The organism is Caballeronia catudaia (genome assembly GCF_001544755.2).
Lineage (GTDB): Bacteria > Pseudomonadota > Gammaproteobacteria > Burkholderiales > Burkholderiaceae > Caballeronia > Caballeronia catudaia.
This window is the reverse complement of sequence record NZ_FCOF02000049.1, coordinates 20935-43148: the sequence shown is the minus strand read 5'-3', so window position 1 is coordinate 43148 and position 22214 is coordinate 20935. Positions and strand designations below refer to the sequence as shown.

At 60.1% G+C, this 22214-nt stretch carries 21 protein-coding genes and 4 pseudogenes; 14 read left to right on the top strand and 11 right to left on the bottom strand.

The window, feature by feature from the left end; all coding sequences use genetic code 11:
* Positions 1–82 precede the first annotated feature (82 nt).
* Entirely contained in the window at positions 83–439 is a 357-nt protein-coding gene (locus AWB75_RS31130) for a helix-turn-helix domain-containing protein (protein ID WP_061127851.1), read from the top strand.
* A gap of 613 nt (positions 440–1052) precedes the next feature.
* Here the strand turns inward: AWB75_RS31130 and AWB75_RS31120 are convergent.
* From AWB75_RS31120 to ftsH, 7 genes and pseudogenes are all read right to left on the bottom strand, one after another.
* Positions 1053–1511 (bottom strand): hypothetical protein, encoded by a 459-nt coding sequence (locus tag AWB75_RS31120; RefSeq protein WP_061127850.1) that lies wholly within the window; start codon positions 1509–1511, stop codon positions 1053–1055.
* A 485-nt stretch (positions 1512–1996) separates the two neighbouring features.
* A pseudogene (locus tag AWB75_RS31115) lies at positions 1997–3531 on the bottom strand (trypsin-like peptidase domain-containing protein).
* Positions 3532–4135: 604 nt separating this feature from the next.
* Positions 4136–4933, bottom strand: coding sequence for a hypothetical protein (locus AWB75_RS31110; protein ID WP_235012312.1), 798 nt, complete (start codon positions 4931–4933; stop codon positions 4136–4138).
* 475 nt (positions 4934–5408) lie between these two features.
* Positions 5409–5737 (bottom strand): annotated as a pseudogene (locus AWB75_RS38895) (hypothetical protein).
* A gap of 393 nt (positions 5738–6130) precedes the next feature.
* Positions 6131–6310 carry a hypothetical protein gene (locus tag AWB75_RS31100; protein WP_087087059.1) on the bottom strand — a complete coding sequence of 60 codons (180 nt, stop codon included), beginning with the start codon at positions 6308–6310 and terminating at the stop codon, positions 6131–6133.
* Positions 6311–6836: 526 nt separating this feature from the next.
* Positions 6837–7136: a hypothetical protein gene (locus tag AWB75_RS31095; protein ID WP_061127848.1), complete on the bottom strand. Its 300-nt coding sequence runs from the start codon at positions 7134–7136 to the stop codon at positions 6837–6839.
* 209 nt (positions 7137–7345) lie between these two features.
* Positions 7346–9247: an ATP-dependent zinc metalloprotease FtsH gene (gene ftsH, locus AWB75_RS31090; protein WP_061127847.1), complete on the bottom strand. Its 1902-nt coding sequence runs from the start codon at positions 9245–9247 to the stop codon at positions 7346–7348.
* A gap of 798 nt (positions 9248–10045) precedes the next feature.
* Between ftsH and AWB75_RS39540 the strand changes: the two genes are divergently transcribed.
* The 9 genes from AWB75_RS39540 (at position 10046) to AWB75_RS31055 (ending at position 15181) form a co-directional block, all read left to right on the top strand.
* Positions 10046–10288, top strand: a complete 243-nt coding sequence (locus AWB75_RS39540; protein ID WP_200823061.1) for a hypothetical protein — start codon at positions 10046–10048, stop codon at positions 10286–10288.
* On the top strand, positions 10252–11118 hold the full coding sequence (locus tag AWB75_RS31085; RefSeq protein ID WP_200823060.1) for a hypothetical protein: 867 nt from the start codon (positions 10252–10254) through the stop codon (positions 11116–11118). Before AWB75_RS39540 ends, AWB75_RS31085 begins: the two co-directional genes overlap by 37 nt.
* A 60-nt stretch (positions 11119–11178) precedes the next feature.
* The gene (locus AWB75_RS31080; RefSeq protein ID WP_087087056.1) at positions 11179–12009 is read left to right on the top strand and encodes an AI-2E family transporter; all 831 of its coding nucleotides are present in this window, start codon (positions 11179–11181) and stop codon (positions 12007–12009) included.
* A gap of 334 nt (positions 12010–12343) precedes the next feature.
* Positions 12344–12586, top strand: a complete 243-nt coding sequence (locus AWB75_RS39665; protein WP_456061789.1) for a DUF7685 domain-containing protein — start codon at positions 12344–12346, stop codon at positions 12584–12586.
* Positions 12537–13037: a DUF7713 domain-containing protein gene (locus AWB75_RS31075; RefSeq protein WP_235012310.1), complete on the top strand. Its 501-nt coding sequence runs from the start codon at positions 12537–12539 to the stop codon at positions 13035–13037. Before AWB75_RS39665 ends, AWB75_RS31075 begins: the two co-directional genes overlap by 50 nt.
* Before the next feature lie 363 nt (positions 13038–13400).
* Positions 13401–13598 carry a hypothetical protein gene (locus AWB75_RS31070; protein WP_087087054.1) on the top strand — a complete coding sequence of 66 codons (198 nt, stop codon included), beginning with the start codon at positions 13401–13403 and terminating at the stop codon, positions 13596–13598.
* A 339-nt stretch (positions 13599–13937) separates the two neighbouring features.
* On the top strand, positions 13938–14192 hold the full coding sequence (locus AWB75_RS31065) for a type II toxin-antitoxin system Phd/YefM family antitoxin (protein WP_061127845.1): 255 nt from the start codon (positions 13938–13940) through the stop codon (positions 14190–14192).
* A complete protein-coding gene (locus AWB75_RS31060) occupies positions 14192–14602 on the top strand; it encodes a type II toxin-antitoxin system VapC family toxin (protein WP_061127844.1) in 411 nt (136 codons plus the stop codon). The genes AWB75_RS31065 and AWB75_RS31060 overlap by 1 nt, the downstream gene beginning before the upstream one ends.
* Before the next feature lie 96 nt (positions 14603–14698).
* Positions 14699–15181 (top strand): hypothetical protein, encoded by a 483-nt coding sequence (locus tag AWB75_RS31055; protein ID WP_061127843.1) that lies wholly within the window; start codon positions 14699–14701, stop codon positions 15179–15181.
* Between the two features lie 257 nt (positions 15182–15438).
* On the opposite strand, the gene AWB75_RS31050 is transcribed toward AWB75_RS31055, so the two are convergent.
* From AWB75_RS31050 to AWB75_RS31040, 3 genes are all read right to left on the bottom strand, one after another.
* Complete coding sequence (locus AWB75_RS31050) at positions 15439–16512, bottom strand: porin (RefSeq protein WP_061127842.1); 1074 nt, start codon at positions 16510–16512, stop codon at positions 15439–15441.
* A gap of 185 nt (positions 16513–16697) precedes the next feature.
* Positions 16698–18140 (bottom strand): MFS transporter, encoded by a 1443-nt coding sequence (locus AWB75_RS31045; protein ID WP_061127841.1) that lies wholly within the window; start codon positions 18138–18140, stop codon positions 16698–16700.
* A gap of 238 nt (positions 18141–18378) precedes the next feature.
* A complete protein-coding gene (locus tag AWB75_RS31040; protein ID WP_061127840.1) occupies positions 18379–19302 on the bottom strand; it encodes a dihydrodipicolinate synthase family protein in 924 nt (307 codons plus the stop codon).
* A gap of 231 nt (positions 19303–19533) precedes the next feature.
* On the opposite strand from AWB75_RS31040, the gene AWB75_RS31035 reads away from it, so the two are divergent.
* Positions 19534–20427: a LysR family transcriptional regulator gene (locus AWB75_RS31035; RefSeq protein WP_235012309.1), complete on the top strand. Its 894-nt coding sequence runs from the start codon at positions 19534–19536 to the stop codon at positions 20425–20427.
* A 141-nt stretch (positions 20428–20568) separates the two neighbouring features.
* A complete protein-coding gene (locus AWB75_RS31030) occupies positions 20569–20826 on the top strand; it encodes a DUF4148 domain-containing protein (RefSeq protein WP_061127839.1) in 258 nt (85 codons plus the stop codon).
* A 157-nt stretch (positions 20827–20983) separates the two neighbouring features.
* On the opposite strand, the gene AWB75_RS31025 is transcribed toward AWB75_RS31030, so the two are convergent.
* Positions 20984–21178 carry a CsbD family protein gene (locus AWB75_RS31025; RefSeq protein WP_061127838.1) on the bottom strand — a complete coding sequence of 65 codons (195 nt, stop codon included), beginning with the start codon at positions 21176–21178 and terminating at the stop codon, positions 20984–20986.
* A 604-nt stretch (positions 21179–21782) separates the two neighbouring features.
* Between AWB75_RS31025 and AWB75_RS36760 the strand changes: the two are divergent.
* Together AWB75_RS36760 and AWB75_RS31020 are read left to right on the top strand one after the other, a co-directional pair.
* Positions 21783–21926, top strand: a pseudogene (locus AWB75_RS36760) (2-dehydro-3-deoxyglucarate aldolase); the annotation flags it as partial.
* A 42-nt stretch (positions 21927–21968) separates the two neighbouring features.
* A pseudogene (locus tag AWB75_RS31020) lies at positions 21969–22064 on the top strand (NAD(P)-binding domain-containing protein); the annotation flags it as partial.
* Between the last annotated feature and the right edge of the window lie 150 nt (positions 22065–22214).

Here is a 22214-nt window from a genome sequence, read left to right as displayed (position 1 = left end):
GCTGGTACGAAGTAGTTTTGTCGGGCATTGCAACACCTTATACGAGACAAGTGTTGCACCTCGCTTTTGAGGCCGCCGTGTTTTGCGAGACCACATCCTGATAAGAACGCTGGAGCTGGCAGCGGCGCTGGACCACGAGCTGCGTCGTGCTCGTACAAAGGAAGCGGCAATCGTCTCCATCAACGCCGGCCAATCTGTCGGGCGCCCATGCAGCCTAAGTGGTGCGGCGCGGGCCGAAGCCCTCAAGGCTTTGTCTTCCGGAAGTACGGTTACGCAAGTCGCTCGCGCGCTGAATACCTCGACACAGACAATTATGCGCATCCGCAACGCGGAAAATGCGCCCGCAATGACAGCTTTGAAAAACCGCTTTCTGAGAATTTGCCTGGAAATCGTCGCGCCGCACCAGAGCACCGCCTGGCGGGACGACCGGTCTGCCTAAGCTTAGTTATCCGTATGGATTGGTTCGCGGGTTGGAAGCAGTCTGACTTGTGCGGGACGGACGAATGTGTTTTGGGGCGGTTGGCAAAAAACCGCAATCCGGAATCCGTTCCGATTTCGCGTTTTACCCCCGGTGTCTGCTGGCGCCATTATGCCGCCCCATGAGAGACGGTTACTTAGCACGATCGCGCACGCGATGCGCTGCAAACTAAAATCCGCCAGACGTGATTAATTAAAACGCCCGTGTTTCGAGTAAATGGGGTGCTCGTGCATATCCACAAGAGTCGTTGGCCTCGTTCGCTGGCCCGTCTTTTGGTTTTCGCCGCGTTCGGTTTCACGTCGGCGGCGGCGCACGCTGACCGGTTCGGGGCACAACTGGGAGGTGGAATTGCCAACCACGACATCAAGAAAGCCGACCTCGGGGTCGCCTGGACCCGGACCTCACCTGGTGGGAGATCGGGGGTTTCCATTTCACGCCGCTCGGCGAAGGCCACGCGGCCTACTGGCATTCGACCGAGCCCGTCTGGTGAGCATCTAAGAGGATGGCGGCTTGAGGACGACAGGATTGCCCCGGTCTGCGTGCAAGTCCGGTTAAATCGACACCCAGACCCCGTTTATGGGGGCAGCCAGTCCAGGTTCGTGCACCTTCTCACCCTAGCCAACGTGTCGGTGCTGCATGAAGACGTGCACGCGGCCGGATTGGTGTCATTCTGGCAGGAGCTCATGCATTGAATTACATCCTGTGCCCCGCGTTGCAAGTCCTGCTTCCCTTGCTCCGCGGCTGCTAGCAATGCGGTTGCGTCGAGGTCTGCGATCCTCCGCTGCAGATAGCGCTTCAGGTGGTCGGCCCTCCCCTGGGCGTCTGCAGCCATGTTCTTGATCATCTGTTCTAGCTGCGCAGGCAATGGGTGTCCGGGGCTGGAGAGTGCATTCTGGTAGACAGCCACCTGTTGATTGACGATCGGTAGGCAGTATGCCGCTCGAAGGTCTACATCGGACGGAGCCTGCTGCGCGAAGGCCTGAGGCAGATACGCACTTGAAATCAGAAACGCCGCTGCTGTTGCCTCTTTCATGCTGCCCCTCGAAATGTGGCGAATAACGCGGGCCGGCTAGCTACGGAAAAGACGGTTGTACTCAAACAGGCGGACTGCTCGTGGCGTAATCTTCTGCGATAGCGAATGCTTCGGGTTAGTGAGGCAACTCGTTCCTCAGGGACGATTGCCGACGGTACAAGCAATATTAGCGAACGCATCGAGTCCAACCCTTCACAACCGATCTTAACGCTTGCCTGGCCGGCGGGAATTGCCGACCATGCCGGCGGCAAACGAGGCACATCGAGTTCTTCTCGCAAATTCCATACTTCATTGGGAAACTCGAGCTCGACTAGAAAGCGATTTTGCGGCAAACGACCGTCGTCCAGGCCGCCGCGGGGCCCCATGCCGGACCGCGTTGCCAACAACTACAACTAAACTGTCGTCGCTGCCAGCAGAAACAGGCGTGCGACGGACGATACAGTTCGTGACTGGCGGCCAGTCGTCACCGAATCATGGCTTGACTCTCATTTCAAATCGACGGACACAAAGTTGCGCGTACCGCCACGCCGAATTAGCAAGGCGGCCTTCTTGCCGGACTTGGACGTCAACGCGGCGAGTTCCTGTTGTGATTCGACGAGCGCGTCGTTCACGCCGAGGACGATGTCGCCGGCCCGTATGCCCGCCTTCGCCGCCGCCCCGGACGCGGCCTCGACCATCAGGCCTTGCGGCAGATCGTTCGTGCGGCGCTCGGCATCGGTCAGCGGATGCACGGTGAGACCGAGCCGGTCCGCTGCGCTCGCTTCGGTCTTCGGCGCTTGCGTGGCCTTCGCGGCTTTCACGGCCTTCACGGTCTCGTGCGGGTTGATCGTCACGGTCATCGGCCTGGCGTCGCGCACGATCCGCAGCGCAACCGTTGCGCCGGGCGCGAGCGCCGCATCCTGCGCGACGAAGTCCGCGGCATGGTCGATCGGCTTGTCGCCGACCTGCTCGACGACGTCGCCCGGCTTCAGGTCCGCGTCGAGCGCCGGCGAAGCGGGCGCGACCGAAATCACGAGCGCGCCCGCCGCCCGCGGCAAGCCGAAGGCGCCCGCGAGTCCCTGGTCCACGTCCTGCACCTGGATGCCGAGCTTGCCTTTCGCTACCTCGCGCGGTCCTTCGGGCTGGATGCGCGCTCTGGCCGCGTCAATCGGAATGGCGAAGGTCAGGTTCGGGACGTGCTCCGAGCCGCCATACACTTCCACGTCGATGCCGATGACCTCGCCGGCGCGATTCAAGACCGGGCCGCCGGAATTGTCCGGATTGCTTGCCACCTCGGTCTCAAAGAAGGCAGGGCGCTTGCCGTCCGATGCATCGCGCGGCGTCGCGCTGACGATGCCCGCCGTGACCGTCGTCTGATAGCGCGCGGGCGAGCCGAGCGTCAGCACCTGTTCGCCGGGCCGCACCTTGGTGGAGTCGCCGAGCCTGACGGCGGGAAGCCCGGTCGCGTCGATGCGCAGCAGCGCGACGTCGCTTGCGGCATCGATGGACAGGACCTTCGCCTTGAACTCGCGCCGGTCGGTCAGGGTCACCCTGACTTCGTCGGCCTGGTTCACGATATGGCGGTGGTGAGGATGAGACCGTCGGCACTCACGATGAACCCGGAGCCCGTGGCGAAGAGGACGCCCGGAGGATTGGCCGGTTCCTTGAATTGCGGCGCAACACTCTTGAAGAAGGCGAGGAGCGGATCGTCGGCATCGAGGGTGTCGGGGGTGGCCGTTTGCGGCTGAACGTCGGGCGTGGCCGCCCTGACATTCACGACGGCCGGCCCGTATCGCTCGGCGATGGCGGGAAAATCCGGCCCTCCGGCGGCGCTCACCGCAGGCGCTGGTTGTGCTTTGGGTGTGGCGCTTGCCGCGATTTCGGGTGCCCGCGCCGCTTTCGGTGCCGGCGCGGATTGCTCAACGCTTGGCGGCGGCGTGCCTGCCGGAGTCGTCGCAAACGCAGGGCACGCAATGCTCGCGAGTATCGCGACGGGCACCGCGACGCCCAAAAGAAAATGGGCAAGCCACTGGTGCCACACGACACACCGGTCGCAGCAACAGGTACAGACGGCGGCGACAGATGCTTCTAGGAAGCGGATCATCTCTTTCCCCGATGGACTGCCGGTAATGCGCGAAGTGTCTTTGTTGTGGGCTCGACGGCGCGCCTATGCCGCTCGCCAATCAGACTTAGAGTGAACTCGATCAGCCTCGAACACGGTTAGCTATCGCGCGCTCCAATAAAAGCTTCTTCGCGGATCGTGCCTTGTATACCTGATCGCGACTCCCTGCAATCGACTGCAGCCCAGCCGCGAACGAAGAAGCGTCCTCGGATGGCGGCGTGATCCACGTGTATCGGAATGTTGATTCCAGCGCAAAAGTGAAAAGGAATGCCGCGACAAACTGGACGCCGACACGACCGCCCCGCCTAAAGGCCGAGACCCCGAGACTCCGCCCTGACGGGCCTCCGCTCGCCGTGCCTGGATTGCACGCTGTCAGCCACCGCGCGATCAGCGATCACTGCAGCATGACGGCAGACAGCGTCAGTGGCCCGTCACGCGTTCCCAGCCTTGCCGCACGGCAGCCTTGAATCGTTCTCACCTGCTTTCCGGATAACGTGACCCCCAATCCTCGCGAGCGCTCGGTTCAATCCGTTCCCACCTCCTGCCCGCGATATCGCTCGTCCTGCCCGAGCGCGGCTCCGTGTGTGTAGGCCCGCCGATATTCATCGTATGGTGCGCCAGTATTTGCGTAACGAGCGTCATAGTCGCTGCGAAATGCATCATCGTAGGGATCGTCGTCAAGCGGGGTGCCTATGAGAGGATCGCCCACGAGACCGGTCTCCGAGGTCTGCTGCGCCTTTTCGGCGCTGCTGCTGGCATCGGGTCGGGACGCTGCTCGGGAGCTGAGATCCCCGTCCACACTTGCTGATGTGCGCGCGAGCCCCACGTCGGGTTCAGCCGATAACTGCGGCTTCCGTACCACCGACGGAGCCGAGCTGCGCCCCTCCGCGCGTGTTGTGACCTGCTGCATCCCGCCGACCATGTCCGGCCTGCCCGACGGGAAGGCAGTGCGCTGCGTTCCGGTTCCTGCGGCAGCATCGCCGGTGGGTTCCGGCGTCAATGCCGAAGCCTGCAAGGTGGCGCGCGGAATGGCTGGCTCTTCCGTTATCTCCAATGCCGGCGCCGTGCCCACAACCCGTCCGCTGCGTAGCGTCGTGTCGTCCTGCTGACCCATCCCCGGCTCATGCTGGCTGGAGGAATCGCGGGCCGTCGGATTACCGCCAAGTGGCAGGCGCTGCGACATGCCCGTGTCGACGGAACCATTCCGCAATACATTGCTGCGCTCCGCGATGTCGGCTGCGCCCGCCCGGCGCATCACTTCACGCACAGATCGACGTGCATTTCGGAAACGTCCGCACTGATCGGTAGCGGGCGCGTTCATGTCGAATTCGGGCATTGAGCTGACTTTACTGTCAATTGACCGGAGCAAAGGCGCGTCACGTTTTTGACGGGGACGGACGCAGCAGATTCGGGTTCGGGAATCCGGCCCCGTCGGGTATCTGTCTGAGCGTCACGGCGCGGGCACCTCTATCTCGAGCGCAGACGGCCGCAAGGGCACCACGGCAGTCGTGCTGACATTCATGAACGCCTTCAGATTTCTTGCCGCCCCGTTGGCAGGAAAGTGTGAGCGAGCGGATGAAATGAGTTCATCGCGCATCGGGGGACCCGGATGGACCAACTCCTCTCGGCCAGCTGAGTGAGCGTAAAGCCGTTGCAACTGGCCTGCGGACATGCGAGGGACACTGGTTATCCGGGACGCAACCATAACATTGAACTGAAGCAGCTCGCCGCCATGGTAGCACAGAAGATCAAGACCAAATCCCGGTGGGACCAATCGGGGCTCTCGATCATTCAGGTCAGTGGAGTTGACGCTTCAGGTCAGAAAGTTCCGAATGCATCGAAGTGACGAGCATCCTAGATCCTGGCGTCCAGACGCGCTGCCTGTTGGCAAGCGCGATCTGCGCGATCACCCATCCGCTCGAGATCATCAACGCACCGCGGGATCCGGTCCTCGTTGTTGGACGACATAACTTTCTTTGCCGATTGGCATTCCTTATCAAGCTTATCCCTCGAGTCCATCAGGTCTGCTGGAATCGACTTGTCGGCATGACAGGTCCGTGACGTGTCGCTGATCGTTTTGCTGAAGATGATTGAAGCGCTTCTGAATTTCGCTGGTTTGCAGCATAATGCCCCCTTCTTGAACATCAGTTCTAGTTGAATTCGGGCGACAACGTGTGTTGCCCGTGCCGCTCGCCCGTTTCGGCCGGGTGCCACCGACGTCGCATCGCGTCAAGGCGGCCTGCGGGCACGCGAACGGCGCGTTTCTAGCGAAGGCCTATAATCGCTCAACCGCTTTGGTGCGTCCCTGAGGCAGAGGTGCCGGCTATCGGCGATCAATTTCAAGCGCCCGTGGCTGGGTTCAGCTAGCACCCTGCCTCGCGATTTGCCTTTCGCGCAGACAAAAATCGGCGCCTCAAAATCCAACGGTCGCGTTATCTGAATCGCATCCAGCAGCCGGCTCACCGCTATCCTTGGCCGCGTCAAACCGAAGCCCGGTTGATAGCGTGCAGGCGTCCACCTAATGATTGCCGGCGACGGCAAAGCGCTTACCTCTGGCTTTTTTCGGGATTTTTTCTCCGGATTTCCGGGCCTGGTCCAACGCTATCGCCGCGGATTGTTTTTGAGACTTTCCATGCTTTTTCTCGGTCTTGATGTTGTGCGACACCGTTTCCTTTGATGTTCCTCGTTTGAGAGGCATGACATCTCCTAGGTTGGTAGTTTCCAACAGCCCCGCATACTGCGTCCCCGATCCGCTTGGGTTCCGGGGGAACGACCCTGAAGCGACGTCGTCCCTACGCGTCACAGACGTCCTGTGGGCAGGTGATTGATTTGCAGCGGAACAAATGTCGGGGCTACGGTAGCGGCGCACGGCGCAGCGAGGTCCATGAACGGCGCCACTGGCCTCGGGCTTGCGATGGAGAACAGTCAGTAGAGCGGTCGCGCACAATGACTGGCTGTAGAGCGGGCGCGCTAACGACCCGGCGCAAGAGCTCACGGTTAGGCCCAACACTATTCACTTACAACCACTTTGGGCGCGATCGGCTGATTCAGCGGTTCCGATCGTCGCCGGATCGGGAAAATTCGACATCTTTCGTTTCACGCCGCGGGGATTGGCACTTGCCGCGGCTTTGCACCGCGCGCCCCGGCGATCTCCCGCAGCAGCTTGAGCCTCCAACTTTGCCACTGATCAGGGGGAATAGCCGCCGCCTCAGACAGGCGTCGGTTCAGCACGCAGACGGCATGAACAAACGAAACGTCTTTGGGTTGCTGTCCTGGACCGCGCCTCGGCCGCCTCGTACATCATTCGACGGATCGCCGCGTGGGTAAGCATAAAGGCGAGTATTCCTGACGTACTGGATCAGGCGCCTGTGCGGCACCTTCTCGCCATCGCACAAGTGTGTCTTGATCTCGTCAAACATCTTTTTTCGGGTAGCCTCATGCGGCACGCGTTCCTGTGCGACGTTGCGAAACGATTTCCACATGTCCATCACGACAAGCCGGATGCCGCGGGCGGCGGTTGTCATACTCACGGCCAGTCAAGTGCAGTGCGCTTTAGACTGAGTGTGGTGTCCTGCGCGGCACGGAGGCCTATGGAATCCGTCAGTTGCGATGCAAGGAGTCGCAAACGGATCTGTTGCCCCAGATCAAAGATCGCGAACGACCGATGAGGCTCGGAAGCATATATCTCATTTCGATGAAAGAGACCGGAGGTGCCGCCTGCGAGCACTTTAAGCTAGGCGCGGTGCACATCAGGCCGTGCCGGCGCGTTGCCCGGCTTCACCTCCGTGCCGCTGCTGCCACCCGGCGGCGTGTCGCCGGACGGAGGCGGCATGTTCTTCGGCGGACGCGGCGGACGATCCGACATGATGTCGCTGATCTGGTCCGCATCGATGGTTTCCCATTCGAGCAGCGCCTTGGTCATCGCTTCGACCTTGTCGCGATTGTCCTCGAGTAGCTTCCGCGCAAGCGCGTATTGCTCGTCCAGGATGCGGCGGATTTCCGCGTCGACCTTCTGCTGCGTCGCTTCCGACACCGTCTTCCCGCCCAGCTTGCCGAACATGCCGTCCGGCTCCGTATCGACATAGACCATCGTGCCGAGCACATCCGACATGCCGTAACGCGTCACCATGTCGCGCGCCATCTTGGTCGCGCGCTCGAAGTCGTTCGAAGCGCCGGTCGACATCGAGCTCAGGAACACTTCCTCCGCTGCCCGGCCGCCGAACAGGATCGCGATTTCCTCGAGCATCTTGTCGCGATAGAGGTTCACGCGGTCATGCTCCGGTAACTGCCACGTCACGCCCAGCGCCCAGCCGCGCGGCATGATCGTGACCTTGTGCACCGGATCGGCATGCGGGAGCAGCTTCGCGACCACCGCGTGGCCCGACTCGTGGTATGCCGTATTGCGGCGTTCTTCCTCGCGCATCACAGCGGACTTGCGCTCCGGCCCCATGAAGATCTTGTCCTTCGCGTCCTCGAAGTCCTGCATTTCTACGATACGCTTGCCGCGACGCGCCGCGAACAGCGCGGCTTCGTTGACGAGGTTCGCGAGATCCGCGCCGGAGAAGCCCGGCGTGCCGCGCGCGATGACCGATGCGTCCACGTCGTTCGCGATCGGCACCTTGCGCAGATGCACCTTCATGATGTGCTCACGGCCCCGGATATCCGGCAGACCGACATACACCTGGCGGTCGAAACGGCCCGGACGCAGCAGCGCTTTATCGAGAACGTCGGAACGGTTGGTCGCTGCGATCACGATCACGCCCGAATTCGCCTCGAAGCCGTCCATCTCGACGAGCATCTGGTTCAGCGTCTGCTCGCGCTCGTCGTTGCCGCCGCCCAGGCCAGCGCCACGATGACGGCCGACCGCGTCGAGTTCGTCGATGAACACGATACACGGCGCACGCTTCTTCGCCTGCTCGAACATGTCGCGCACGCGGGCCGCGCCCACGCCGACGAACATTTCCACGAAGTCCGAACCTGAGATGCTGAAGAACGGCACCTTCGACTCACCGGCGATGGCGCGCGCCAGCAGCGTCTTACCGGTACCCGGAGGGCCGACCAGCAGCACGCCGCGCGGAATGCGGCCGCCCAGCTTCTGAAATTTCTGGGGGTCGCGCAGGAAGTCGACGAGCTCCGCGACTTCTTCCTTCGCTTCGTCGCAGCCCGCGACGTCGGTGAAATTGATTGCGTTGTTGTTCTCGTCGATCAGCCGCGCTCGCGACTTCCCGAACGAAAACGCCCCGCCTTTGCCGCCCCCCTGCATCTGCCTCATCATGTAGATCCAGAAGCCGATGATCAGAATGGTCGGCCCGAGATAGTACAGCGCGGAGACGAGCGCGCTCGGTTCATCGTCAGCCTTGCCGCTGACTTGAACGCCGTATTTCATCAGATCGCCGACCATCCAGATGTCGCCGGGCGACACGATCTGGTACGTCTGGCCGGCTGTCGGAGTGACCGTGAGATTGCGGCCCTGAACGGTGACGTTCTTGACTTTGCCGTTCTTCGCGTCGTCCATGAACTGCGAATAGGACACACCTTCCTGGACGCGAGGCTTATCGAACTGCTTGAACACCGTAATCAACACCAATGCGATCACGAACCACACTGCCGCTTTAGAGAACATATCGTTGTTCAAAGCACACCCCTCACTCATAGACGGGCGCCTAATGAGGCTGCGTCTTACATGCATTTTAATCCATCCGTTCGCGTAGCCGGCCCGTGTTCATAGTATGGTTCGTCTCGGGCGTCGAGCACTGCGCAGTTGATTCTGCAACATCGGGCCTCGAGAGCAGGAACCGCGTCTCGCGGACGAAAAGTCGTCGTTGCAGACAGTGGACCCCCTAACCGACCCGGGAACGCTAAGGCCCGGCGCGGCCCGCGTCAGGCTAGACGGCGTGGGGGACAAGATCACGAAAGACCCCGACGTCCTCCCCTGAAAGTGCGAAATCGATCCGGAAGAGACTTTAGGAATTCCCGGTATCAGCCATTCAAATGACCATTTGAGGCTGCGTCGGACATCTCAAAACCGAGGGGTGGATCAAATCTCTGGTTGGGCGCGTTTTTTTCTCCAGGACCAAAGAGCGCCGCACAAAAAGCGGCCGCCGATTAGTCAGGCTTCATTCGACTGGTTGCTCGCTCGTCCTGCTGGCCGCAGTGTCGGCGATCGGAAGTTCCTTCCGGCAATTGCGTCGGGGCACGATGCTTTTCATAGTGAGGTGCAAGGCCTAGCTCGTGGACGGCAGCCGGATAGGTCACGATCCGCGTCGATGGCAAGACCATCGACTACAACGCGACGGCCGGAAATCTGCTTCTGCGCGACAAGGCCGGACGCGCAACCGCAAGCGTCTTTTACGTCGCGGATAAGGCTAACGCGCGAGACAGCGCAAAACGTCCTGTCACGTTCCTGTTCAACGGCGGCCCAAGAACGGGCAGCATGTTCCTGCTCATGGGCCCGATCGGGCCGAAGCGCGTAAGAACAGCAAGCCCGGCGGCCACGCCACCCGCCCCTTACGTCCTGGCGGACAATCCCGACACTCTGCTCGACCGTTCCGATCTCGTCTTCATCGATGCCGTGGAAACGGGCTTGTCCCGGCCTGTAGGCCGCGCCACCGACAAGGACTTCTGGGCGTCGATAAGGATTTGGACGCATTCGACCGTTTCATCGAGCGCAATCTGACTGTTACAGGGCGCTGGAATTCTCCGAAGTACCTGTTCGGCGAGTCGTACGGCACCGCGCGAGCTGCGATGCTTGCGTACCGGCTCAATCAGGACAACATTGCCCTGAACGGCGTCATCCTGATGTCGTCCGTGCTCGACTCCGCGGCGTTTTCGTCCGGATCAGATTTCGAGAACATAAGCTACCTGCCGACGTTCGCCGCGATCACGTGGTATCACGACAGGATTGCGCCAAAGCGGCCCGATTTGGCCGCCTTCCTGGCCGAGGTGCGCGCTTTCGCACGCGGTCCCTATGCGCAGGCGCTCGCGCTCGGCGACGCGCTCCCAGACTCCACGCGCGACGCGATGGCCGCGCGGATCGCGGCCCACACCGGACTCGTTCCGCAATATGTGAAGGAGACGCATCTCCGTGTGTGGCCGACGCGCTTCCGTAAGCAGTTGCTAAGAAGCGAATCGCGCTGTGTGGGCCGCTTCGATGCCCGTTTCGCAGGCGTTCATTATGACGATTCAGGCGAGCGGCCGGAATATGATCCGTCGGCGAGCGGGATTTCCGGCGCGTTCGCCGCCGCACTCCATCGGCATCTCACGCAGGACCTGAAGTACAAGATCGAGGATCGTTATCTTGTCTTCAATAATAATGCGTTGAAACGGTGGGACTGGAAGCACCGGGAACCTGGGGGAGGTGCGTCAGTTGCCATACGCGGCCGGCGATCTCGCAGCGACCACGCGGCAGAATCCGGCGATGCGGGTGTTGTCGCTAAACGGCTATTTCGATCTGGCGACACCGTTCTTTGCAACCGAATTTGCGTTGTCGCATCTCGGCCTCGATAAGTCGCTGCGCAGAAACGTTCAGATCACCTACTATCCAACCGGCCACAGGTCGTTGGGCCGGTGCTGCCGGAACCGGTCTGTTATGCGCTTTCAATCTTGCCGCTTGCCGGTGCCATTTTCCTCGCCGTGGATATGGTGGCTGCCAACAAGGACGCCATTCTGACGCTCGCCCCCCGCTACCAGGAGTCCGTACTGACCCAGTTGCATAAGGGCGCTTTGCTTCTGCGGATTGATACGGAGCCTACTTGGGATTCCCTTCGGCGAAGCGTTGTCGCAGAACTAAACATTCAGTCGCTCATCGGCGCCATGGTCACGTCGCTTTCCGGATTTATGGTGAAGATATTCGTGGTTGCCCTTTATGCGTGCTTCCTGCTGATCGAAAGGAGGTTGTTTGCTGGCAAATTGGCGGCCATGGCACCCAATGGGCAAAGCGCGGCAAGAATCAGCAGCGTGATTGACGACATCAACGATCGAATCGGCGCTTATCTCGCTTTGAAAACGCTCCTCGGACTCGCCCAAGGCCTGCTTTGCTGGGGCGTAATGAAGCTCATGGGACTGGAGCTCGCCGGTCTGTGGGCTGTATTGATCGCGTTGCTCAATTACATCCCGTATATCGGGTCGGTGCTCGGCATTCTCCTACCTTTCCTGATGTCTCTTGTGCAGTTCGGACTGTCAGGCGAGACAGTTGCACTGCTGATATCGTTGACGCTGATTCATTTCGTCGTCGGCAACGTGCTGGATCCGTATCTGATGGGTAACTCGCTCAACCTGAGTCCCTTCGCAATACTCGCCGGAATGGCGATTTGGTCGGCGATATGGGGTGTCGCGGGAGCTTTCCTTGCGGTTCCAATCATGGTCAGCACAGCATCATCTGCTCGCAATTTCCGATGACGCGTCCGATCGCCGTGTTGCTTTCAAAAAATGGACGTCTATCAACGCGCGTCACCCCGCCCGGGCCGTAGTTGAGTTTGGCCAGCCCGTTTCTGCTTTAGCGACGGGCAAGCTCCGGACGCCATTTCGCGATGCTTGTTTGGGGGTGCGACATTTTCAATTTTTGCTTTGACAATGGTCGATGCCGTCAATCCCCGTGCGGGTGAAGTGCTGTTTCCCAGCGCAAGGGGAGAACGCCTCATTGTCCATGGCGTGCAGTATCTGCTAAACGTGACATTTCAAAAAAGCCGTGACAGCGTGTGTAAGAGCAGCATGAGAATGTCGTGTTCTAGCAATGTCGCGTTTTGCAACCACCAATTTGCGGCACTTCTTGGCCGCACCCAGCACCGACTCACATGTAACAATCTCGGTATCCTCGCAACGTCGACCGCTCGCCGGTTCTCTCATGACGCAATCCCGATGTGATCGCTGCAGTGCGACCGGACCTGCGCACGACTTCGTCAGTGCCGCGTCGGACGGCACTTGGCGTGTCCTCTGTAGCCGATGCTTCAACACCGAAATGGGCGCAGTTCGCTGACTTGCACGGATTCGAGCATCCGAGCTTTAGACCGCTTCGTCTGCGTGACGTGGACGACAACGATCACGAATTTCACTTCCGCAGCTTGTTGCTCGGCGATCAGCTTTCTTTGGAGGCATTCGAGCTTGTGGGCGACGATGAAACCGCTGGCTACCGCTTTCAGATACTGGGCGAAGCTGAATCGGAGCCATTCGCCCTCTTGGGTCGACTGGTTCAGAAGATGAAGCGGGCATTAAGCATGAAGCACCTTGAACCCGATGCCGGCCGTTTGCTGATTGCAAACACGACCGTTCGAGGCCGCATCGAGTGGAACGGCGAGGAACACGCCCCTCAGCCGTGCGTGATGATCGATGGACGTCGCATCGAATGGAACGACCTTGGCGCGATGCTTTTGGCGTTCGAAGGATGGCAGTTCCGGCTCGAGATGCTTGACCCGAGCGACGAAGCTTGACGCCGGGAGCGGGCGCGCGTTCGCGCGCCGAAGCTAGACTCCACTGGCTGGCGGCCCGCCCTGAAAAGAACGTTTCTATGTAAATGATCGCATCATTCTTAAATCAAAACCTAAAACGAACGGACCATTATTTGAATCGCTTGGTGTTTTCCAGCATTAACCTGCTCGCGCCTCGCATGTTTTAATCGCAGCCGACTTTGGACAAATGTTAGTCGAGGCACGTTTCGGCGCTGCGGCATACGCCAACAGCTCATGCGGCTTCCTTAAGTCATTCGAAACGGAACTTTCTTCGCTAACGGGATTACCGGACGTTACGCAATAACAAAAACATTAACATCAGCGCAAACTGAGGGAGAGACAGACATGCTAAGTCCCCACGAATTTGCCACGCTAATGTTGGTCAGCGCCGCGCCCGACCAAATTGACCTTGCCCGCGAAGAGCTCGATACGCTGCTGGAACGTCAGTTGGTCGAGCTCGAGCAGATCGCCCTTGGGCGCTCGCGCCCTCGCCTGACAGGTGATGGCCGTGCCGTACTGCAGGCCGTGACGCGCCAACGCTGAAACATCCGGCGGCTGAAGCCGCGCCTCCAGTCCACCGCTTCCTCGCGCCTGCGGGACCACAAGCGCGTCGCTTCGAGACGATTACCGTGGGGGCGAAATCGCTGCGGCTGAGTCGCCCTGCGGATCGCCTTCGCGCCTGCGGTGACACGGTTCCGGTGCCGCCTGCCACCTCTTGTCGCTGTGATTCCCGCTCAGCTCAGTGCCCTTTCTGGTCGTGATCCACGTGAACTGCGCGGGTGGAGCGTTGACCCATGGGACCCGCTGCAGGGGGTACTCGGTCAGCATTGGTCAAAGTACATAAATTACGTATAATGCGTACTATCTCGACCGGAGGCATTCATGGCTACTGTCACCGCCACCGATCTCGCCCGGCGCACGAATCAGGTGCTCGACGCCTTGGCTCGCGGCGAATCGGTCACGATCACGCGCAATAACACCGTGCTGGGTACGATTAGTCCGCCGGTGCGCGCGGTCATGCTTCGTGATGCCTTTGAGCGGCTTCCGAGGATCTCGCGTGAAGCGGCTGAGCGTTACAAGGCCGACATTCGCGACGCCGACTTCGACGATGAGGTGCGTGATCCGTGGCAGCGATAATGGTCGATACCTGCGTCTGGATCGATGCCGCGCATGGCGCCATCGATCTGGACTCGATCTGCAACATCGCCGGGTCGGAACAGATCTATGTCTCCGCGATCACGCTTGGTGAATTGGAATTTGGCGCCCAGATCCCAAATGACCCGCGCGAGCGTGCAGAACGCACGATGTTGCTTCGCGCGGTCGAACGGATGCCGGTGCTGGAAGTGACGCGCGGAACGGCTCAATCGTTTGGCTTGCTCGCCATCATGATGAAGCACGCCGGGCGCAGTCCTCGTCCGCGCTATAACGATCTCTGGATTGCTGCACAGGCGCATCAACATCGTCTGGCGCTGCTCACAAGCAACCCGGACGACTTCCGCGCGCTCGACGTGATCGACATCATCGAAACGCCCAAGAAGGCTCATTGAACGCAGGCGCCGTGCAGTTAGGCCCGCGCAGTCACCGACGAGGGCTTTGCTAAACTAATCGGGCTACCTGCTCTACCCCTCTGATCGTTCCTTCAAATGTCCACGCGCTACGCGAACCGGAAATCCGTCCGCACGTCTGTGCGGAAAGCCCGCGGCCCCCTCAGCAAAGCGATGCTCCTGCCGCTGCAAGAGAGCGCGGCATGCGAAGTCTCGTTGGCTCAACATCTGACGTGGGTGGCTTGCAAGAGAAAATCCGGTAGCGCTTATCCGATTAACGAGCTCGTGCGGCTCGTGCACCTAACGTATTACGTTCAGGATGGGGGCTACGGCGACACCGATCCCGTCGTGTATGCCCGCGCCGAAGACGCGCTCGAACGCTGCCTGAAACGGGCCGAGCGCGAACGCATTTGGCGGCTCGGACCCGACGACGCGCCGCTGTTCGAAGCCATCTTGTGCCAGGCAGACAGCCAGCTTGAACGGGCGCTGCGCTACATGCACGTGGATGCGCGCGAGCGCTTGGAGCGGTTCGCGGTCAGCGGTCGGCAGTCGCCGCTGGCAGGCGCGGCGCACCTCCAGTAATACCCCCCTTCTCGCCACACTGAACGCCGCTCGAAGAACCTGTTTCATCGTTTCATCGTCGCGCGCCGCGGTTGCTCACGTGCACGCCCCGGGCCATGGTTGCCAATCGTCGATCGTATTTAGGATCACTATGCAATTGCGGTAAATGACGTTATGTCAACACTCAACGGGCTAGCCCTACCGAGCTTTTCAGAAAAGCCCGCACATCGGCGGGCTGAATATCTCTGATTCCACCAGAGGGAAGGGATAAGCGCTTCCTAGAACGTATGCCGAACGCCGACCGCAAACGTGTTGCCGGTGGGATGGGCGCTCAGCTTGTCGTAAGAGTAGATCGCGTAAATGTCTGTCCGTTTGGACAGAAGGTGGTCGTAGCCGAGAGAGGCTGTGTTGCGAAGGCTGTTGGTCGTCGGCGTCGGCCCGGAACGTTGGGTACGCGCCCACTCCGCAAGCAGGAAGTCCGCAGGTGAGAAGGGGATCGACAAACCCGCCTCGTAGGTGTGACTGCCTGTCGGCGTGCTCACGTCACTTGTCATCGCCCACGCTCCGTAGAGCGTCACGACCTTGAAGTCGTACGCTGCGCCCGCGAGATAGGCGTACTGCGCGCCCACCGGTCCGGCTGCGGTGTACCGCACGCGCTGGCCCGACAGCACGGCCGTGAGGCCGTGATTCTGGTAGCTCAAGTGAAAGCCGAGGTTACCGATGCCAGGCGAACCCGCGACGCCGCCAAGGCCGTAGATTACCGTTGCGCCGAAGCCCTTGAAGTTCGGGGTGGTGTACTTGGCGGTGTTATTCCACACCGTATCTCCGATGATGGTACCGCCATAGGTGGTCACGAACGTCTGGAGGACGAGCGGAGAAAAGACGGTCGATGATCCGAACGGATTGACGAGGGATTCTGCCGTGTACGTCGGATTTCTTTGCCGTCCGAAGGTCAACTGGCCAAAGTCGCCCATAAAGCCCACGTACGCATTGCGTGACCAGAATGGATCCGTCGCATTGCGACCTTGCGCACCGTTTTGGGGTTGGAAGAAGCTCTCGAGGGCGAAGATGGCGCTGACGCCGCCGCCAAGGTCTTCGTTGCCGCGGATGCCCCAAAAGGAAGTGGTCAGTCCGCCGCTGCCCATCAGTACCGTAGATTGCGGCGTATCGCTACGTTTGACACTCCCGACATAGGTGCCGACGAGCCCATAAAGTTGGACCTGCGAGCCGCTATCTCCGCATGCGTCGACAGAAGTCATTGCCAGACCCGCGCAGAAAATCGCCATCACTCCAAGCGTACCAACAACTCTTCGCGCAGGAAGGCGGGCCATGACCCGTTGTGCCTTTTTCATTTACGGTGTCTCCATTCATATTTTTGTGAGCGACCATTTCTGTGGGCCATCCACTCAGTAGTACTGACGGGCAGCCTTGGAGCGGGGGCGCTTATTGCAAGCATGTCGCTGAAGCTAACGGCGTGACGCGCAAGAAGGCTCCTTCCCTTGAGTCATCTCAGGAAGGAGCCGTAAGGACGCGAGGGCTACGGGGAAATCTCTTCGAGCGCGCGATTAGTCGTCTCCACCATTCGCGCGGCGACGAAGAAGCCTACTGCACTGACCACGGCAAACATAATGAATACCGCAGCAATTCCCTTCCCTGTCAAGACGACACCGACGATTGCTGGCGCAGCGGCGGACGCCGCTCGCAACCAGGAAGTCGCGAGACCCGTGCCAATGGCGCGCATCCGGGTGGGGTAGATTTCAGGCGTGTACAGGTACAACAGAACCGTTGCAGTTGCCATCACAGCGTAGGCCGACGATCCGAGGAACATGACGGACCAGGCGCTGCCTGCACCATGAATGCCGAGTGCAGCAAGCAAAATTGCGCTGATGACGAAGCACGCCATCGCCCAGCGCCTGCGCCCCACTCGATCGATTAGCAACGCGCACGCAAGCACCCCGCACGTACTCAGGACGTTCGAGATGGACGCCATGTGAAGCGACTCTTGCAAAGGCAGATGGTAGACCGTCTTGTAGAGGCTCGGCAGCCAGTTGTTGATGCCATTGGCCACGAAATATGAGCTCGCCCAGAGCAACCATACGACAACGGTGCGTCCTCGGTAAAACGGGGAGAACAGTTCCTTCCAGCTTCCCTTCTGCTTTGACTGGACGCCGTTCAGAAGGCTCACCACCCGCTCGTCGACCTCGGCCTTCTGCGTCTGCGTATCGAGGTTGCGCTTCGCCGTGCTTGCCTCGAGCCGCTCGATGATCCGTTCAGCTTTATCGAAACGCCCCTTCGAAATAAGCCAGCGCGGCGATTCGGGAAGGCGGGCGATCAGGATCGCGACGGCGATGCCGGGAATGCCGCCGATCAGAAACATATATTCCCAACCGAAGCGAGGGACGATGAACGCACCGAGCTGCGCGGCCGCGAGGAGACCCAGCGGGAAAATGAGTTCGTACAGAATAAAGAAGCGTCCTCGGCCATGCGCTTGAGACAGCTCGTTGATGTACGTGGCCGCTACGGGCACCTCTCCGCCCACGCCGATGCCTTGCAGAAAGCGCATCAAAAACAGCATATGGAAGCTGCCGGTGAAGGCACATACGACACTCATCGCCGACATGACACCGACCGTTATGGTGGCGCTCGGCACCCGCCCCAGGCGCTCGGCAAGCCAACCGAAGACCAACGCGCCGACGACTTGCCCCAAATAACCGGCGGCGATCAGCACGCCGATCTGGCCGGGAGAAAGATGCCAAAGGCCTACCAATACAGGAAGGACGAAAGCAAGCGAGAGGGCGTCGAATGCATCAAACAGGGTCGCGCTGCCCATGATGATGCGCGCCTTGGTGTGCCACTTGCAGAATGGTACGTTCTCGATGCGAAACAACAGGTTCGCAGCACGCATCTGCTCGCTCACGGGGCGTGCTTCGCTCGGAGATTGTCCAAGGCCGACGCCGTAGGCGGTCGAAGGGGTGTTCATGCTGTCTCCTGATAAGCTGCATTTTATGGGCCCTTGGTTTTTCTTCTTGTTGTGAAGCACCGATCGCGTTGTTCTCTTGTATGTCGCGACGCCGGCGCTTTTTTGGTCGTTTCCCGATCCTGTTATGGGCGATGCGCGGAACGAGGTCGCGCGCGTCACCGTTGCTGCTCAGCGCTGATAGCGAAGCGGGGGCATCGCTTCGCTATCGTCATCCTGCGATGGGTGTGCCACTCCCGACTCAGTCGACGAGGCCCGCCGAACGAAGCGCGTCTGCAATTTCGGCGTCCGCGCCTTCTGCGAGCGGCAGCAACGGCGAGCGCACCGTGGCGTGCTCAAGGATGCCGCGGGCCACGAGACCGTGCTTGAGGGCCACGGTGCCTTCCATGTGCGAGCCACGGTGGTACACGTTGCGCGTCACCGGCAGCAGGCGATCATGGATCGCGCGCGCGGCCTGGTAGTCTTTCGCCTTGCCTGCTTTGATCAGTTCGATGAGCGGCTCGGGAGCGAGACCGCCGTAGCCGACGAGCGCACCGTCGACGTCAAACATCGTGTGCAGCAGATACTCGTCGTGGCAGGTCAGGATTTGCAGTTCCGGACGCTCGCGACGAATGATGGGAATCTCAACATCCCAGCGACGCATATTGCGCACGCCGTTTTTCATCGCAAAGACGCCCGGTTGTGCGGCGATTTCCAGCTGCGTTTCGAGGTTATAAGTCGCCTTGGTCGCGTCCGGGTACTGGAACAGGATGAGCGGCAAGCCGCTGCCTTCGTGGATGGCGCGGTAACGGTCTTGCGGTGCGCCCTTCTGGTAGCCAAAGCGCAGCCAGCCGTGCGACGGATACACCAGACCGGCCGACGCGCCGGCCTCGACCGCGCGCTTGGCCTCTTCCACTGCCACTTCGGTGCCTTCGAGCGTGATACCGGCGATGACCGGGATCTTGCCGTCGACGGACTTCACGAAGCTTTCGATGACTTGAGCCTGTTCTTTCTGCGTCATGAACGTGCCTTCGCCAGCGTGGCCGAGCACCGTCAGGCCTTTAACACCCTCAATGCTGCCGAGCCAGGAACCCAGTCGTTGAATTGCTGCGTGGTCCACCGCGCCATCGCGGGTAAAGGGGGTAACGGGTGCCGGGACCAAACCGCGCAGATCGATTGCTTTCATGACGTCTCCAAAATATGAACTTTTCGGCTCCTCTTTCCGAGAGGAGAGCCCGCTGCTCGCTTCGCATCAAGCGGGAACAGTGGTGCATGCGTTGCAGTGTAGGGATGGTCGATCCATGCGGGAACTGCCTAGCTGCACATTTCAGCTATACTGATTTGACATATCTATTGGGACGTGACGGTGGACTACGCGGCTTGGAAGCTATTCATTGACGCGGCGGAGCTCGGGAGCTTGAGCAAGGCGGCCGTGGCTTACGGAACCAGTCAGCCGCACATCAGCCGCCAGATTGTTGAGCTTGAGCAATACTGCGGCGGCCGTTTGTTTCAACGGACGGGGCGCGGCGTGGTGTTGACCGAGTTGGGGGCGCGGATTGCCCCGCGCGTCAGAGCCTGGCTTGCCAGCACGGAACAGTTGTCCAACGACATCCGCAGTACGGCGGGCGAGCCCATCGGGGTGGTCAGGCTCGGGATCTTGCCCTCCACCGCTCATCCGCTTGTCAGCACCCTTTACCATCGCCTACGAGAGCGTTATCCCCTGGTGCAGTTACAGGTGCGCGAGGGTCAAGGCGCGTTGCTGGAAACGTGGTTGGAAAACGGCAGCGTCGATCTCGCCATCCTTTTTCGAAATAGTCCGACGCCCAAAGACGGTGACGAGTATCTCGTTGAGGTGGCGACCTATCTGGTCGGCGCAAAAGGCGAGCCGTTGATCCAGCCGCCCACGATTGCCTTTTCCAAGCTCGACGGGATTCCCCTGGTGTTTTTCTGCCGGCCCAATAGCTGGCGCGACCGGCTCGAACAAATTGCGGGCGAACACCGGGTCTCCCTGAATTTCACAGCAGAAGCTGATTCCTTGAGTCTGCAGGGGCACATCGTGGCAGATGGCGGCATCTACGCGTTGCTCGGCCCTTACGCGATTGCCAATCTTGAAAAGGACTGTCGGCTGCAGGCGTCCATGGTGGTCGATCCGCCTGTGCCGCGCTTCATTGCGCTGGCCATGTCGCCCCACGGCGAACTGACGCTGGCGTGCCGCACGGTGATGCAGCTCACCAAGGAGATCGCGCGTTCGCGCACCCTCTCCTCGGACCTTCAGTTGGGCGTGTCCGCAGCGTTCCTGCGGTCCATTTAAAGGGCCGTATGAGGCGTGCAGAATTGTGCGTTTGGCAATGTACTTTTGTTCGAATAAGGGAAAATACCTAGATTCCGGCGCCTATACTTTGAAGCTTCTAGCGGTACTTCAGATGAACCGACGCCAAAAAGTAGGTATGTGATGAAACAGATTTTCTTGACGGCTGCACTCGCCGTGCTCGCCTCTTCTCCGATTGCTTCGTTCGCCCAAACTGACGCGCCGGTCACGCGCGCACAAGTACGCGCTGAACTCGCCGACCTCGAACGAGCCGGCTACAAACCTATCCCTGACGACGTGGAGTATCCGGTCAGGCTGCAAAAAGCTGAAGCCCGCCTGCAAGCTGAAAAAACGACATCGCAGCGCCAGGCGGCGATTCAATCCGGCACGCAGCAACACTAATTTTTGCCGTTGACGGGCGCCAAAAGCCAGCCTGCGTCGTTGCGCCGACCGACGGCTATACCCACTCGCTGTGTGGTTGGGTGATAAAACGCCCGCGCAAGGGCGGGCGTCTCACAGCATGATCGCGGGTCGCTACCGACGGGCTGACGCCTTCCTGTTACGGCTTCGATGCATCATCGGCTGCGTCTTTTAGGTCTTCCTTGGCGTCGCCCACATCCTTGCGCACTTCACCTTCAATCTGCTGAGCGTCGCCTTTTGCTTCCTGCGCGGGATCGTTCGTTATCTTCCCGACGCCTTCATTGATCTTGCCTTTGACCTTTTCCCCGACGCCCTTCACTTGATCTTCATTCATGATCGCTCTCCGGTTGTCCCTGCGGCATGCAGGACATCCGTACTAGCGCACGGAGGATGCCTATAACTGTGGCCGCCGGGTCTCACCTCACCCGCATTTTCACCAGTGAGAACGTCTCAAACCGCCTTCCCAAAAACCGCCCCTTTCAACGGGAGCATTACGGGTGCTGTTCTGCGGCTCGGCCGGGCGTCGAACCGGGCGCCGTTCCAACGGCCTGCCTCATAGCTCCTGGTGTTGAGGTTCGCTATTTCTGCTAATGACGCCCATCTATTTTGCTAATGGCTTTTTTGCACATGTCTTTGATTTTTCGCGAAAATTATATTTTTGATGCGGCACAACATGTTGCGCTGGCGCAACCGCGTCCTTCGAACACCGCGGGTCGATCGTGCTAATGCGGTTGGCCTGTGCGCTAATTCCGCTAATGTGGCGATGTTAGCGGGACGAAGACCATGTGCTATGAAACCCTTGCCACATAAGGCTTCTGGCCTGTTAGCAGCAGCACATCTTGGCTGAGCTCTGGACCGTCGACTCGCAGAGCCGGAATAAATCGCCGAAGTGACCCACATTAGCCGAATTAATGCACCCATTAGCAGAAGTAGCGAACCTCAACAGCGGCATTCTCGCGCCGGTGCAGGCGGATGCCGAGCGCTACCTCGCGATGGGAAGCACGCTCGTGGCGGTCTGCGCCGATATGGGCCTCCTTCGGAACGCCGCACAGGCCGTACAGAAGCATTTCGTGCAGGAGTAAGCACGCATGGTCAACGTGATATCACAACGTTTGGAGAATCGAATGCAAAAGGCGGGTTTTATCGGACTAGGGATCATGGGCACGCCGATGGCGGCTAATCTGCGAAAAGGTGGCGTCGAACTCGTCGCGTTCACTCAAGGCTTTCGGCAGCAGGTCTGCGGGAGAAGCGCCTACTCCAGACGCGCGAAGGGCTCCTTTCGAGGTGAACTGCCATTCAAACGTCCTTTGACGGCGCTGGCGAACGTCGCCTGATGGCCGAATTCGGTCTCGTCGCGCCCACAGGCTGAC

Coding starts and splice junctions, on each gene's coding strand:
- AWB75_RS31120 (WP_061127850.1), bottom strand. CDS start 1,511: ATGAAAGAGGCAACAGCAGCGGCGTTTCTGATTTCAAGTGCGTATCTG.
- AWB75_RS31110 (WP_235012312.1), bottom strand. CDS start 4,933: ATGAACGCGCCCGCTACCGATCAGTGCGGACGTTTCCGAAATGCACGT.
- AWB75_RS31100 (WP_087087059.1), bottom strand. CDS start 6,310: ATGCCTCTCAAACGAGGAACATCAAAGGAAACGGTGTCGCACAACATC.
- AWB75_RS31095 (WP_061127848.1), bottom strand. CDS start 7,136: ATGACAACCGCCGCCCGCGGCATCCGGCTTGTCGTGATGGACATGTGG.
- AWB75_RS39540 (WP_200823061.1), top strand. CDS start 10,046: ATGTTCCTGCTCATGGGCCCGATCGGGCCGAAGCGCGTAAGAACAGCA.
- AWB75_RS39665 (WP_456061789.1), top strand. CDS start 12,344: ATGTCGCGTTTTGCAACCACCAATTTGCGGCACTTCTTGGCCGCACCC.
- AWB75_RS31070 (WP_087087054.1), top strand. CDS start 13,401: ATGCTAAGTCCCCACGAATTTGCCACGCTAATGTTGGTCAGCGCCGCG.
- AWB75_RS31065 (WP_061127845.1), top strand. CDS start 13,938: ATGGCTACTGTCACCGCCACCGATCTCGCCCGGCGCACGAATCAGGTG.
- AWB75_RS31060 (WP_061127844.1), top strand. CDS start 14,192: ATGGTCGATACCTGCGTCTGGATCGATGCCGCGCATGGCGCCATCGAT.
- AWB75_RS31055 (WP_061127843.1), top strand. CDS start 14,699: ATGTCCACGCGCTACGCGAACCGGAAATCCGTCCGCACGTCTGTGCGG.
- AWB75_RS31050 (WP_061127842.1), bottom strand. CDS start 16,512: ATGAAAAAGGCACAACGGGTCATGGCCCGCCTTCCTGCGCGAAGAGTT.
- AWB75_RS31045 (WP_061127841.1), bottom strand. CDS start 18,140: ATGAACACCCCTTCGACCGCCTACGGCGTCGGCCTTGGACAATCTCCG.
- AWB75_RS31040 (WP_061127840.1), bottom strand. CDS start 19,302: ATGAAAGCAATCGATCTGCGCGGTTTGGTCCCGGCACCCGTTACCCCC.
- AWB75_RS31030 (WP_061127839.1), top strand. CDS start 20,569: ATGAAACAGATTTTCTTGACGGCTGCACTCGCCGTGCTCGCCTCTTCT.
- AWB75_RS31025 (WP_061127838.1), bottom strand. CDS start 21,178: ATGAATGAAGATCAAGTGAAGGGCGTCGGGGAAAAGGTCAAAGGCAAG.